The 14,339-nt window shown below is 47.3% G+C and carries 7 protein-coding genes; all 7 read left to right on the top strand.

All coding sequences use genetic code 11. The features are described from left to right. The first annotated feature begins 16 nt into the window (after positions 1–16). The 7 genes from CLV98_RS19220 (at position 17) to CLV98_RS19190 (ending at position 14,231) form a co-directional block, all read left to right on the top strand. Positions 17–910: a 1,4-dihydroxy-2-naphthoate polyprenyltransferase gene (locus CLV98_RS19220; RefSeq protein ID WP_109677018.1), complete on the top strand. Its 894-nt coding sequence runs from the start codon at positions 17–19 to the stop codon at positions 908–910. Between the two features lie 346 nt (positions 911–1,256). Next, positions 1,257–3,692: an ATP-binding protein gene (locus CLV98_RS19215; protein ID WP_109677015.1), complete on the top strand. Its 2,436-nt coding sequence runs from the start codon at positions 1,257–1,259 to the stop codon at positions 3,690–3,692. A gap of 77 nt (positions 3,693–3,769) precedes the next feature. Continuing rightward, the gene (locus CLV98_RS19210; protein WP_109677013.1) at positions 3,770–4,093 is read left to right on the top strand and encodes a DUF6660 family protein; all 324 of its coding nucleotides are present in this window, start codon (positions 3,770–3,772) and stop codon (positions 4,091–4,093) included. An 80-nt stretch (positions 4,094–4,173) separates the two neighbouring features. Next, entirely contained in the window at positions 4,174–8,565 is a 4,392-nt protein-coding gene (locus CLV98_RS19205) for a CusA/CzcA family heavy metal efflux RND transporter (RefSeq protein ID WP_109677011.1), read from the top strand. Between the two features lie 40 nt (positions 8,566–8,605). Beyond that, positions 8,606–9,787: an efflux RND transporter periplasmic adaptor subunit gene (locus tag CLV98_RS19200; RefSeq protein WP_109677009.1), complete on the top strand. Its 1,182-nt coding sequence runs from the start codon at positions 8,606–8,608 to the stop codon at positions 9,785–9,787. 85 nt (positions 9,788–9,872) lie between these two features. Further along, positions 9,873–11,876, top strand: coding sequence for a heavy metal translocating P-type ATPase (locus CLV98_RS19195; RefSeq protein ID WP_109677007.1), 2,004 nt, complete (start codon positions 9,873–9,875; stop codon positions 11,874–11,876). A gap of 120 nt (positions 11,877–11,996) precedes the next feature. Beyond that, entirely contained in the window at positions 11,997–14,231 is a 2,235-nt protein-coding gene (locus CLV98_RS19190) for a hypothetical protein (RefSeq protein WP_109677005.1), read from the top strand. Positions 14,232–14,339 lie beyond the last annotated feature (108 nt).

Below are 14,339 nucleotides of genomic sequence, written 5' to 3'. Positions count from 1 at the left end.
CCCAATACCCTATAGTATGCAGCCCTGGATTGAAGCAGCTCGTCCTCGAACCCTCCCCCTAGCCCTATCGTGTATCTTGATGGGAAGTTTTTTGGCCTATTCCACTGGTCATTTCAGTTGGTCCATAGCGGCATTGAGTGTGCTTACCACCACGCTCTTGCAAATACTTTCTAACTTTGCCAACGATTATGGCGATGCCGTAAATGGTAAGGACACGGCCCTGCGAGAAGGGCCCAAAAGGGCCGTACATGCCGGGGAGATTCAGGCCGGAGCCATGTTGCGCGCCATCATTCTCTTCGCTGTATTCTCGTTGGTTTCAGGGCTCACCCTTCTGTACATCGCCTTACAAAACGCCCCTGCCAATACCTTCTGGGTCTTTCTGGCAATGGGACTTGGTAGTATTTTGGCTGCCATTACCTACACCGCAGGTAAGCGTCCTTATGGCTACGTTGGCCTGGGCGATCTTTCCGTTCTCCTGTTTTTTGGATGGGTGGGCGTCCTAGGAAGTAGCTACCTGCATACCCTTGCCTGGAATTGGAATTTGCTACTTCCCGCAACCAGCTGCGGATTGTTTGCCGTTGGCGTGCTAAACATTAACAATATCCGTGATATTAATTCGGACAAAGCCACAGGCAAAAACTCAATCCCAGTGCGCATAGGAAGAGACAAGGCAGTATACTACCATTGGTTGCTCCTGATTATCGGCATGGGCTGCACCTTATGGTATAGCCTCCTTCATTACTCCGGAATTCAGAATTTTATTTTTTTACTAAGTTACCCGCTCTTCCTTAAAAATGGCCTGGCGGTCAGCAAGCTTAATAAGGCGGCCGACCTGGATCCGTACCTAAAACAAATGGCCCTTTCCACTTTACTCTTCGTAATACTATTCGGTATAGGTCAAGTCCTCTGAGATAGTTTTCATTCCAGAATACTAGAACGGTATGTAAAGGGCACTATCGGCTCTCGGTGAAATCCCTGCACCTCTGGTGTAAAGCTCACTTAATACCCAATACCTAGCGGCTTGAAACCTTCTATATCGGCTCCCCAGCGGTATCACTTCTATAGTTGTAGGATATAACATGGAGCCATTTAATCGAATTAATACTAAGTTTGTAAATATCAGTTACGACAAAAGAGTAGAAAATAAATCGGGTAGCCTTAACTTTGAAAGCACTATATTTTCCGGCACACCTATGACTATTAAGAAACAGTCATTAACTTGTTTTCGTGGATCAACTATTGCTTAACCCTTTCAAATGTACACCCTCCAAGACGAGCAAATAGTTATATATAAAAAGAACTGGCATTATTTATGGCTAGTGGTGCTGCTTTTGTTGGGGACAACACTGACGGCGCAGGCCGATCGGCCTCCATCTCGAATTCCAGGAATTCTAGACCTCAGGACTACGAACTTCGACAATGGTTATAGACTATTAAAAGGCCAGTGGAAATTTTATTGGGAGCATTTCCAAAAACCAAACGATACGGGATCCCCGTCAGGGACTCCGTCAATGCCCTATTTTGAGTATAAAAAATTCCCCGATTTTTGGACCCATTATACCTGGAAGGGGGCTTCCCTACCTGCCACTGGTTACGCTAGCATGCAGCTAAAGATACTTTTACCTAAAGAGTCAAAAAACTTAGGCCTACTAATACCAGACCTAAATACTTCATACGCCCTATTTCTAGGTGATTCTTTATTAGTAGAGACGGGAAAGGTGGCGACCAGTGAATCCATGAGCCAACCCTACTGGGCCACAAAAATAATACCTATCTATGGCGACAGCCTCCTATTGACCCTACATATCGCCAACTATCAACATGCCAAGGGAGGGGGGATGGTTGAGCCCATACGAATAGGTCGCTTGGCCGACCTTAAACAAGCCTCCTTAACAAACGGAGCCCAATACTGGTTTCTGACGGGTAGTATCGTCATCATTGGACTCCTTTTCCTAGGACTGTATTTTTTTAGCAACCAAGACAAGCCCCTCCTTTATTTCGCATTATTTTGCCTACTATATAGTTATCGGATTATTGGGACATCGGAATATTTACTACATGACGTTTTCCCTTCCCTACCTTGGCGGATTGCCATTCATTTGGAGTACTTAACCCTATTTTTGTCGGTAGGGATGTTCGTATTATACACCAGATCGTTATTTCCAAAAGATGCTCCCCAAAAACTTATGTCGGTGTTGGCCTTTATATGTTTTGGCTATGCCCTTATCACTATCCTAACCCCGCCATTGGTATTTACCAACCTGATCGATTCGTTTATTTTACTCGTCGTTCTATATATCGGAATGGCCTTCTACGTATATTGGAAAGCATACGGAAACAAGCGTATTGGGGCGCAATATGCCTTATTGAGCACAGTGGCTATTTGTATGCTGATTATCTTTCTCATCTTCGATTATTACGGCATCATAGCCTTGTCCCGACCCATACTCATTATCGGGTACTTTGCCTTCTTCACCTTCCAGTCGCTCATACTCCCCTTCCGTTTCTCTTACATTCTTAAAAAAGCCAAAGAAGAGGCCGTGCTGGGCCTGAAAACCAAAAATGAATTTATGAGCAGCATGAGTCATGAGATTCGCACCCCTTTAAATGCCGTTATCGGAATGGCTCACGTCATGCAGAAGGAGAATCCTAGAGACGACCAACGACAACACCTCGACGTCTTGCTGTTTTCGGCGAACAATCTATTGGGCATTGTAAATGACATCCTGGATTTGAATAAGATAGAAGCTGGAAAAATAAGCTTTCATTACGAACCTACCGACCTAGACCAACTAGTAGGTAAGGTAATGAAAGTCATTAAATACTCGGCCAGCAGGACACAGGTAAACTTTGTGCAGGACACCCTTCCGGTACGGGGGATACCATTGATGGCCGATGCTCAAAAACTCACTCAGATACTAACTAACCTGCTCAGCAACGCGAATAAGTTTACGACCAACGGAGAAATAAAATGCCGTATTAATATTGAAAGCCGTACCGATAAAGTCATCACCCTCAAGATCAGTGTTTCTGATACGGGAATTGGAATTCCCATAGAAAAACAGAAATTGATATTTGATCGATTCACACAGGTCGACTCTACTTTTACCCGCAGCGTAGAAGGTGCGGGACTAGGCTTGTCCATTACGAAGCAAATACTAAAAGAACAGCAAATCGATATTCAGCTGAGTAGTACTCCGGGAGCAGGGTCGAACTTTTATTGGTATCAAACCTTCGAACTTGCCACGGCCGTTCCCACCACGCCAACGCCCTCCTCGGTAGTTTCTCCCTTAAAAGGCGTATCTATTCTCATTGTAGAGGACATTAAACTGAACGTAATCGTCCTTCAAAAATTCCTAATCAAATGGGGGGCTGACTCTGTAATCGCTCAAAATGGACAAGAGGCACTGGACCTATTCGACCCACTGTCCCATCAACTCATACTTATGGACCTACATATGCCTATTATGGACGGCTATCAAGCCAGCCGGGCACTTCGGAAGCGAGGCGTTACTACCCCCATTATTGCCTTAACGGCCGATATCGGTTCTATAGATAAAATAAAACAGTCTGGAATGAACGACCTTATATTAAAACCATATAATCCCACTCAGTTACTTCAGACTATTCTTCAGCACATTCCTTCTGAAGCCATCAAACACCAGGAAAGCGCTTCTCCCGATCATTCTTAAGCCGTCATACCGGTCTATCTTGAAACATTTTGGTTTATGACTACCTGTTGCATGAACATAGGCCTTAACTTTGTTCTATGAACAAACTCAAGCTGTACCTTTTAGCGCTTTACACGGTGGCACTTGCCTGTGTCCCCTGCGACGACGGTATGGCCGTTCCATTGGGTTCGGATTCTGTAACTATAATGGCGGTCCATCTGCCTTCCGACCCCGGCAACGACGGCGATCATTGCACGGTATTTTGCGCCTGTACTTGTTGTGCTTCCACGGTAATCGTTCAAGCCCTGGACCTGATCCCTCAAATAAAAGGGTATGTTAGAGAAGATATCATGACGTTCTCACCCTATAGCATGCATTCGGTCTCCCGAATAAATAATATCTGGCAGCCTCCACAACGATAGTCCTACTACTTTCTTGTTAGTTCTAATCCCCGTGTATTCACATGGGCAGGGACATTTATATTATCTGAAATTTCAATTTCATGTTAAATAAAATCTTATATTTTTCGATTCACAATAAGCTAATCATTGGGATTTTCACCCTCTGTCTTATTGTATGGGGCAGCTACTCCCTTACGCAGTTGCCTATTGATGCCGTGCCGGACATCACCAATAACCAAGTACAAATTATTACGAGCAGCCCATCTTTAGCAGCACCAGAAGTAGAGCGCTCCATCACCTTCCCCATCGAAACCACCATGACCACCATACCTGGCATGGAAGAGATCCGATCTATATCACGGTTTGGTCTTTCGGTGGTCACGATTGTTTTCAATGACAATATAGACATTTACTGGGCCAGGCAGCAGGTTTCTGAGCGTCTATCGCAAGCCAAAGAACAGATTCCAGTGGGCTCCGGTACTCCAGAACTCGCGCCCCTAACGACCGGTCTTGGCGAAATATACCAGTATGTATTGCATACCGAAGAGGGGTATGCGCATCAATACGACGCTACTGAGTTACGGAGCATCCAAGACTGGATCGTGCGCCGGCAGTTATTAGGGACCGAGGGTGTAGCCGACGTCAGTAGTTTCGGTGGCCTGCTCAAACAATACGAGGTCGCCATTGACCCCTTGAAGCTCAGAGCGGCAGGGCTAACCATCGGCGAAATATTTAGGGCATTGGAAAACAATAACCAAAACACCGGGGGAGCCTATATTGATAAAAAACCGCAGGCCTACTTTATCCGAAGCGAGGGGCTGATCGGCAACTTAGCAGATATTAAAAAAATTCAGGTGGGTGAAACCCCTGAAGGCCTGCCCATACTCGTGCGCGACATAGCGGAAGTAGGCTTGGGAAGTGCCGTTCGCTATGGTGCCGTTACCAGAAATATGGATGGCGAAGTGGTAGGTGGACTGGTATTAATGCTCAAAGATGCCAACGCAGCCAAGGTAATCGGACATGTTAAAGAAAGGATAGAGCAAATCAGAAAATCCTTACCCGAAGGAGTGGTCATTGAACCATTTCTGGATCGAACCAAACTGGTCAATAATGCCATCGGAACGGTGTCTACTAACCTAATAGAGGGGGCCTTAATCGTAATCTTCGTATTGATATTGTTATTGGGCAACTTACGCGCAGGGCTGGTGGTAGCCTCGGTGATCCCTTTATCCATGCTCTTTGCAGTGAGTATGATGAACCTGTTCGGTGTCTCTGGGAACCTGATGAGCCTGGGCGCTATCGATTTCGGACTGATCGTCGACGGGGCCGTGATCATCGTTGAAGCGACCCTGCATCATATAGTGGGTAAAAAATACACCCATCGGTTAACCCAAGTGGAGATGGATCGTGAGGTGTTCCAATCGGCCTCCAAAATCCGAAATTCGGCGGCCTTTGGGGAGATCATCATCCTGATCGTCTACCTACCTATTTTAGCGCTAGTAGGTATAGAAGGAAAAATGTTTCGGCCCATGGCACAAACCGTCAGCTTTGCCATTCTAGGAGCCTTTATCCTATCGCTCACCTATGTTCCCATGGTTTCAGCCTTGTTTCTTAGTAAAAAAAGCGACCATAAGCCTAACGTTTCCGATAAAATCATCTCCTATTTTCAAAGGATTTACCGCCCTGCACTCAACTTCGTACTCAGCCATACCCTAGGAGTTATCACCTGTACTTTCGGTTTATTTTTGCTCAGCCTGGTGGCCTTTTCAAGAATGGGTGGGGAATTCATCCCCCAATTGGACGAGGGCGACTTCGCCATAGAAATGCGGGTACTCACCGGAAGCTCCCTAACCCAGACCATCGATGCATCACTAAAAGCTTCCCAGGCCCTGCTCGAAAACTTCCCTGACGAGGTGGTAGAGGTTGTAGGTAAAATCGGTTCCTCTGAAATCCCAACCGACCCCATGCCTATTGAAGCGGGGGATGTGATGGTCATCCTAAAGGACAAATCGGAATGGACAAAAGCCATAAACCGGGAAGCGTTGGCAGAAGCAATGGAAGAAGTCCTAGAAGCGAACGTACCTGGAGTTTCCTTCGGATTCCAGCAACCGATACAGATGCGATTTAATGAACTAATGACCGGAGTAAAACAGGATGTGGCCGTAAAAATATATGGAGAGGACCTAGATATCCTAGCCCAACAAGCCGACAAGGTAGGCAAGCTGGTGAGCAGCGTAGAAGGAGCCACAGACTTATATGTAGAAAGCGTAAGTGGACTCCCTCAAATCGTCGTAGCGTTCGACAGGGATCGGTTGTCCCAATTTGGGATTAGTATTGCGGATGCCAACCGTACCCTGAACGCCGCTTTTGCTGGATCCAGCGCAGGCTTGGTATACGAGGGAGAAAGGCGGTACGATTTGGTAGTCCGGCTACAACCCTTTAGTCGCCAATCTATCGACAACGTTGGCCAACTATTTATCACCAACCCCAAGGGGCAACAAGTACCCTTAAACCAACTCGCCCAGGTAAGTATGAAAACGGGAGTTAATCAGATTCAACGTGACGATGCTAAAAGAAGAATCACCGTGGCTTTTAACGTGCGGGGCCGAGATGTAGAGAGTATTGTGAATGAACTCCAGTCAAAAATAGATAGTCAGATAGACATGCCTGCAGGCTATTTCGCCACCTATGGAGGACAATTCCAAAACCTAAGAGAGGCCAATGCCCGCCTGAGCGTCGCCGTTCCCTTAGCCCTGATATTGATATTCATTCTCTTGTATTTCACCTTTCATTCCATACGTCATAGTATGCTCATCCTTTCGGCCATCCCACTCTCGGCCATAGGGGGGATTGGCGCCTTGGTCCTACGCGGAATGCCATTCAGTATTTCAGCAGGAATCGGCTTTATAGCTCTTTTTGGCGTGGCCGTCCTAAACGGTATCGTATTAATAGCCGAATTCAACCACCTCCGAAAGGCAGGTATGACCGACCTGAAGGAGATAATCCGCCAGGGCACACAAACGAGGCTCCGGCCCGTGTTAATGACGGCCCTAGTGGCCTCCTTAGGCTTTTTACCGATGGCCCTCTCTGCTAGCGCGGGGGCCGAAGTGCAAAGACCCTTGGCTACGGTAGTAATTGGCGGGCTACTGTCTGCCACCTTACTTACCCTGCTCGTCTTGCCTGTTTTATACCTATTATTAGAGAAAAAACATTCCCTTCCCAAAGGCCCTAAACCCTCCATCATCGGCCTTTTAATAGCTTTGGGCTTACTAACAGGCCCTTCGGTAGTAGCTCAAGGACAGCCCGAAACCCCCACCCTGCCCATCAGCCTACAGGAAGCCTTACAACGAGCGGAGTTGCAAAATTTGCAAATGATATCGGACCAGCACCAAATCGACTATCGGCAAGCCCTAACAGGTACCGCCCTGGAATTGGAAAAAACCAATCTCACCTGGGTTGGCGGGCAATACAATGGGCTTCGCTTCGACAATCAATTCGGCATAACCCAAGCCTTGCCTTTACCTCCAACTACCCGTAAGAAAAAGGCCTTACTGCAGCAGCAGCTGGCTACTGCTGAAGCACAGATCCTAACCACGCGCGCATCCTTAATTCGGGAAGTCAAGCAAAATTACCATGGTCAGCTTTTACTCGAGAACCAAAAAAAACTATTGGAACAAGAAAGAAAGAGAACCGAAAAATTTGTTTCAGCAGCTGCCTTACGACTCAAAACGGGAGAGGGAAACAAACTGGGCTATACCATGGCACTTAGCGAACTCAGTACACTGAAAGCGAGAACAATACACAACCAGAACCTACATAGGCAATTACAAATAGGACTTCAAGAGCTATTGAATGCAAACACGCCTCTGCTGGCCCAAAGTGATACGATGGTCAAACTGCCTTCACCCTATGTTTTGAAAGACTCCGCCCTACTGTCAGAAAACCCCAACTTACTTTGGATGGAGCATCAAATGCGCGTCAGCCAATTGAAAACAGCCCTGGAGAAAACCACTTTACTCCCCGATATAACCCTGGGCTACCACAACCAATCCCTCATCGGTATCCACAACCGCAATGGCCAGGAAGTGTATTACGGCTCAGGACATAGGTTTCAATACGCGCAAATAGGCCTTGCTATCCCCATTTTTAATGGGGCCACCAAGGCCAGAATAGAGGCTAACCGAATACAAGAAAGATTGGTTGAAAACAAGAAGCTGTCGACAGAGGTTCAGCTTAAAACCGACCTTCAAAAAAGTATTCAGGCCCTTCAATCGGCCAGCCTACGACTCATAGAGTTTGAAGAAAACCAATTGGTTATGGCCCAGGAACTACAGCAAAATGCGACCATGGCCTATGCCGTTGGAGAGGCCAGTTATATGGAGTATATGCAAGCGCTCAACCGTGCATGGGCCATTCGGTCCGGTTATTTACAGGAAGTGTATGCCTATAATCTGGCCGTGCTCGACATCGAATATTTATTATATAAGCCCTAACTGGACCATATCAACTATTTTAACGAACGATCTCATTCTTATGAAATATATAATTATAGCCCTAATATTGATGATGCTAACCTCCGCCTGCAACAGCAACGGTACCCAGGAAGAAGCATCCGCCCCCCATTCCTCTGAAGAGCCAGGCCATGTCCAGCTCACCGACTTCCAATACAATGTTGCGGGCATCGAACTGGGAAAAACCAGCCTTCGAGACCTAAGCGACGTGGTGGTCGCCAATGGGTTAATCGATATACCCCCGCAAAATTTGGTGAGCATATCCGCTATTATGGGAGGATTTGTCCGAAAAACGGAATTATTACAGGGAATGAAGGTCAGGAAAGGCCAGGTGCTGGCAATGATAGAAAACCCCGATTTTATACCCTTGCAACAAGACTACCTCGAAACCAAGAGTCAGCTAGCATATGCCAAGCTTGACCGACAGAGACAGCAGGAGCTCAGCACCGAACAAGTAAATGCGCAAAAGACCTTACAACAAGCCGAAACACTCGTACAAACGCTACAAGCGCGCATGTTGGGAATGAAAGAACGACTTCGAACTGCGGGAATACCTTTGAAGACATTAGAGTCTGGTAAGATCGTCAGCCAAACGGCTATAGTCGCCCCCATTAGCGGTTCGGTCACTACCGTGAATGTCAATCTAGGCATGTATGTCAGGCCCACCGACGTTCTGTTTGAGATTGTGGATACCGACCACCTCCATGTAGAACTTTCGGTATTTGAAAAAGACATTCCAAAGGTTCAAATCGGTCAAAAGGTAAGGTTTCACGTGAGTAACAACCCAGAAAAGGAAATACAAGCTGAAGTATATTTGATCAACCAAATGATCGACGAAGATCGTACAGTCCGGGTACATTGCCATCTGGAGAACGACGCAGCTGGGCTCTTACCCAAAAACTATGTAAAGGCGGTCATTGAAACGGGTACCAAACCAGTGAACACCCTTCCCGAGAATGCCTTGGTTCAGTTTGAAGGGAAAGATTATATCTTTATTGAGACGGTTGACAAGGACCGGGATTCATCAAAATCGTCGGATAAAACCTTTGAAATGCTTGAAATTCAAAGGGGTATTTCGGAAGACGGTTTTACGCAAATTACATTTCCGGCAGGGTACGATATAAAAAACACCTCTATCGTTATAAAAGGAGCCTATACCCTGCTTTCAATGCTGAAAAATAGTGAATCCGGTCATTCACATTAGACCATTATGGGAGGGTACGCCTAGCTACTTTCCATAGAAAAAGAATCAATCCCTGAATTGGTACGATTATCTAAAATCATAAACCATGAAAAGTAAGAGTAAAGCTAAAGAACACGATCACAAAGGTCAGCCTTCAGAGCATGATCATCACCATCATGGCCCATTGGGAGAGGCCACGGAACTCACCTTCTCATTAATGAGTGGGGCAGCCTTAGCGATGGGCTTTCTGTTAACCTTTATGCATGAAGCCCCTACCTGGGTCTCTCTATCGTTATATATGGCGGCCTACTTTTTTGGAGGTTATTTTACAACTAAAGAAGCCGTCGAAACGGTGCGCAAGGGTGGCTTTGAAATAGACTTCCTCATGCTGGTGGCCGCACTGGGAGCGGCATTTTTGGGGGAGTGGGCGGAAGGAGCTCTATTACTATTTCTCTTCAGCTTAGGCCATGCTTTAGAGCATTACGCCCTTGGCAAGGCGCAAAAATCCATTGCCAGCCTCTCTGGCCTGGCCCCTCCCACGGCCCTGTTGCTAGTAAATGGACAACAGATAGAAACGCCTGTGGAGCGACTCAGGATAGGAGACCGAATTCTTATAAAACCCAATAGTAAAATACCTGCCGATGCTTTAGTAGTCGCTGGTGAAGGCCCTGTGGACCAAGCTCCTATAACCGGAGAAAGCATACCCGTCATCAAGACGGCATTCCCATCCTCAACCGTCAACCAGGATCGTCTATCTAATATACCTAAAGAACATCGGGTATTTTCAGGGACTATTAACGGTTCTGCGGCCATGGAGGCTCAGGTGCTCAAAACTTCCGGCGACTCCACCATCGCCCGGTTGATCAGATTGGTTCGTGCTACCGAAAAACAGAAATCACCTACTCAGCTTTTTACAGACAAATTTGAAAGGTACTTCGTTCCTGCCGTCTTGCTACTGGTACTAGGGCTTTGCTTCGCTTTTTTGGTCATCGACGAGCCTTTCAGCACCAGTTTTTACAGGGCCATGGCCGTTTTGGTAGCCGCTAGCCCCTGCGCCCTGGCGATTTCGACCCCTAGTGCGGTACTCAGTGGCGTAGCTCGAGCTGCCAATGGCGGCGTGCTCATAAAGGGCGGCCGGCCCTTAGAAGACCTTGGAACGCTGAGTGCCATTGCTTTTGATAAAACAGGAACACTAACCGAAGGAAAGCCTAGCCTCACTCATCTGATAGCCCTGAGTCCATTCTCGGAAACAGAACTATTGAAATATGCTGTCGCTCTCGAGCGCCTTAGCGATCATCCTTTGGCAGCGGCTATCGTAAAGGGCGCTCAGGCCTATTTGAACGGAGTCGACATTCCACAGGCAAGGCAGCTCCAAGCCGTGGCGGGCAAAGGCATAGAGGCTCAAGTAGGACATCAGCACATAAAAGTCGGCAATAAGGCCTTTTTCGAAGAGGAAGAGATCCCAGAAGTCATCATTAATCAAATGATAGGTCTAGAAAAGGAAGGGCATACCACCATGCTCGTACGCAAGGATAAAGACTGGATGGGCCTAATAGGCGTTATGGATGTTCCTCGCAAGGGCGCCCAACAAGTACTAAAGCGCCTCAGCGAACTAGGCATTCGTCAGATGGTCATGCTTACGGGAGATAATCAGCGGGTGGCCAACGCCGTGGCACGTCAGATTGGAATCGATCGGGCATGGGGCGACTTGATGCCCGACGATAAAGTTAAAGCCATAGCTAAGCTAACCCATCAAGAAACTAAAGTGGCCATGGTGGGCGATGGCGTCAATGATGCCCCCGCCATGGCCATGAGTACGGTAGGAATCGCTATGGGTGCGGCGGGCTCCGATGTAGCGCTCGAAACGGCCGACATCGCCCTCCTAGGCGACGACCTCCAAGGCCTACCCTTTGCGATTGGACTGAGCAGACAGGCCCACCAAATCATCCAACAAAATCTATGGATCAGCCTTGGCATGGTCGCCGTGTTGATTCCATTGACCCTGCTGGGCTATGCCTCTATTGGCCCCGCCGTATTAGCCCATGAAGGCTCTACACTTTTGGTGGTCCTCAATGCGCTCCGTTTGCTCCTATACAAGTCCGAGCCCTAGCTAATTACACCTGTTGGCATACTGCCCTAGGCCCATGTGTCGTTCCTTTCAATAATGCAATGAAAAAACCTGGTTTAGACAAATGTTTAGCTTGTATATTTGAGTGTACTCCAATACCCTATGACGCGCACAAACATTATCATCGTGAAACCCAAAATTAGAGTCGTTATCGGAATAGCAACCCTCATACTTTTGGCACAATGGTACCTACTGGGACCATATTCAGCCTTCGACTTTCACAGGTGGGGCATTTCATCGCCCAACCAGTACCTGAGCTCCTCCCCCTTTGCTGGGAAGGACCCTTGTGAATTTGGTCCGAAAATCATGGAAATTTTCAACATAACGCCGCAGGGTGCCCGTGTCACTTTTCATGGAGTGAATGTGTTTGGGCTCAATTATAAGGTCTATGACCCATCCAACCAATTACTCACTTCCGCCAATCTAAAGCCTACTTCCAGCCTTATCACCATCGGCTACCCACGCCTGCAACCTGGTAAGTATCGGCTCGTGCTGAGTGCCACCACCTGCGAGGGAAAATCGGAAAAGTATTTTACTATACCTCATGACGACGCCACCAAAAATAGCCGTTTACAAGCCTCCAATCGCCCACAATGGATCACCAAAGGAATGGATGAACATCTGGATTTACGGATCACGGGCGAGCCGGGCAATTGGCTATTAGAGGATTTCTCCTCTCCAGCCTTAGAAGATGGATATGAATTTCGCTATATGATCAATAGTGACCTGGTAAAACAAAGTACGCCTCTCCACCAATACCCCTACCAGTCCGACAGCCCTATTCGGGTATGGAAAATGAAAACAAAGACCGGTCTGGAATCGGTAAACCGATGGTCGGACAAGGTGATGAACTACTTCTTCTCGACGGATGCCGGAAAAACCTTCTCTTATAATGTTACGGCGGGTATTTATACAGGAATCTTTCCAAAAGGGCCCTCTAAAGAATTTATAGACCCTATCCCCGATGGCTATGACCCTAACCTAAAAACGAGCCAATGGGCCGACTTGTTGCCTCCTTTTAAGCTCCCCAAGGGCCATGTATTTTTTGTAAATCGAGGCGAATGGCCCGTTAACACCATGCTGTCGCAAGGGGTAACCCATATTTCTCATTTTCAGCTACCTTGGGAAGATATCAACGAGGTTCATCGCCTCAAGCAGGCAGGACTGACCTACTTCGATGTGCAACGCTTGGAAAACTTCCTTCAGCTTAAACCCACCAATGGCCCCGACGACTATTCTAAAGGTTACAATAAACGTTGGTGGCCCCATGGCCCTTTCGACCAGCAAACGTCTATTCAAAAGGCCAACGAAATACAAGCGCTCGACGCGGTGTGGATAGGGGAAACCCTGGAAAATGCCTCTTGGATCCAGCAAGATGTACCTATGTGGGGCTGGTTCTACAAACGCCTGCGAGAGCGTTATGAAGCAGAATTCGGCAGCCGAGATATCCCCTATTACATTTGTCATAATTATTTTCAACTCAACAGAGACTTGATTACCAAAGGGCGTGAAAAGGCGAAAAGAATTATACGTCAGCCCGAAAGTGAAAGCGGATTGGGGGTTTACCTCAAAGGAGGCACCCTGACCAGCACGAACCTCATCACCACTTCGGTATACCTTGGGGCTCCTGACGATCAGGTGGGGAGTGTCTATAAGGATATTTATGATATGATTCTGAACAAGAGTATGGGATACGAAGCGGGGATATTCTTGGCCGGTTTTCACGAATGGAAACCCAATAACCTATTCGCCTACCACTACCCCGAAGGCACCTTTTACACCTATAGTAAGCTCCCTTTGGATCCTAATGTGATCATCAATTATGCCTTCCTATCGCAGGTGTATGGGAAGGTGTTTGTAGAATGGGGAGGGGCCGGCAAACAAACCCGCCGGGATTTCTCGCCTCAATGGGCCAAAGGATTATGGTTTCCAGACGGAACGCATTCCCCTCAGGAAGGCTTCCCTTACTATAGCAAAGACGACGGCTACTACTCAGGTTATAACGCAAGTATCGATTTATCGGCATTCGGGATCCGCCTTTATACCGAATCCTTCGGCCGGCTTCAAGGAAACGCAGGAAGCCGGCAATACCTCCCTTTCCGGATCGACAAGGGGCCTTGGATCCAGCCCGCACAGGAAGCAGCCGATGAGGTGGTCGATGCCTATTACGACCGCCGTGGCTTCGTATATTCACAATCCAAAGGAGGCAAAACCGCCTGGTTTTATCTCAATAGTTTTGCGGATAATAAAAAACATCTTTTGGAAGTAAAACTACCCAATGGTCGAATAGAAAGTAGAACAGTAGCAGGAAATTCTGTCCATGTGACTATAGAGTAAATTTACTACTACTGTTTCGTTGAAGGCATCTTGCTAGCCGAGGCTTATTTGGTCAAATATGGTCAAATCATTAATCCGTTTCATTCAAACCCTCAGCCAGAACCCAAT

This window comes from Dyadobacter jejuensis (assembly GCF_003149085.1).
In the GTDB taxonomy this organism is placed as follows: Bacteria; Bacteroidota; Bacteroidia; order Cytophagales; family Spirosomataceae; genus Dyadobacter; species Dyadobacter jejuensis.
This window is presented reverse-complemented; position numbering and strand designations above follow the sequence as displayed.

What these genes read in the sequence shown, in the direction of transcription:
- CLV98_RS19195 (WP_109677007.1), top strand. Translation starts at nt 9,873, where the DNA reads ATGAAAAGTAAGAGTAAAGCTAAAGAACACGATCACAAAGGTCAGCCT.
- CLV98_RS19220 (WP_109677018.1), top strand. Translation starts at nt 17, where the DNA reads ATGCAGCCCTGGATTGAAGCAGCTCGTCCTCGAACCCTCCCCCTAGCC.
- CLV98_RS19190 (WP_109677005.1), top strand. Translation starts at nt 11,997, where the DNA reads ATGACGCGCACAAACATTATCATCGTGAAACCCAAAATTAGAGTCGTT.
- CLV98_RS19215 (WP_109677015.1), top strand. Translation starts at nt 1,257, where the DNA reads ATGTACACCCTCCAAGACGAGCAAATAGTTATATATAAAAAGAACTGG.
- CLV98_RS19200 (WP_109677009.1), top strand. Translation starts at nt 8,606, where the DNA reads ATGAAATATATAATTATAGCCCTAATATTGATGATGCTAACCTCCGCC.
- CLV98_RS19205 (WP_109677011.1), top strand. Translation starts at nt 4,174, where the DNA reads ATGTTAAATAAAATCTTATATTTTTCGATTCACAATAAGCTAATCATT.
- CLV98_RS19210 (WP_109677013.1), top strand. Translation starts at nt 3,770, where the DNA reads ATGAACAAACTCAAGCTGTACCTTTTAGCGCTTTACACGGTGGCACTT.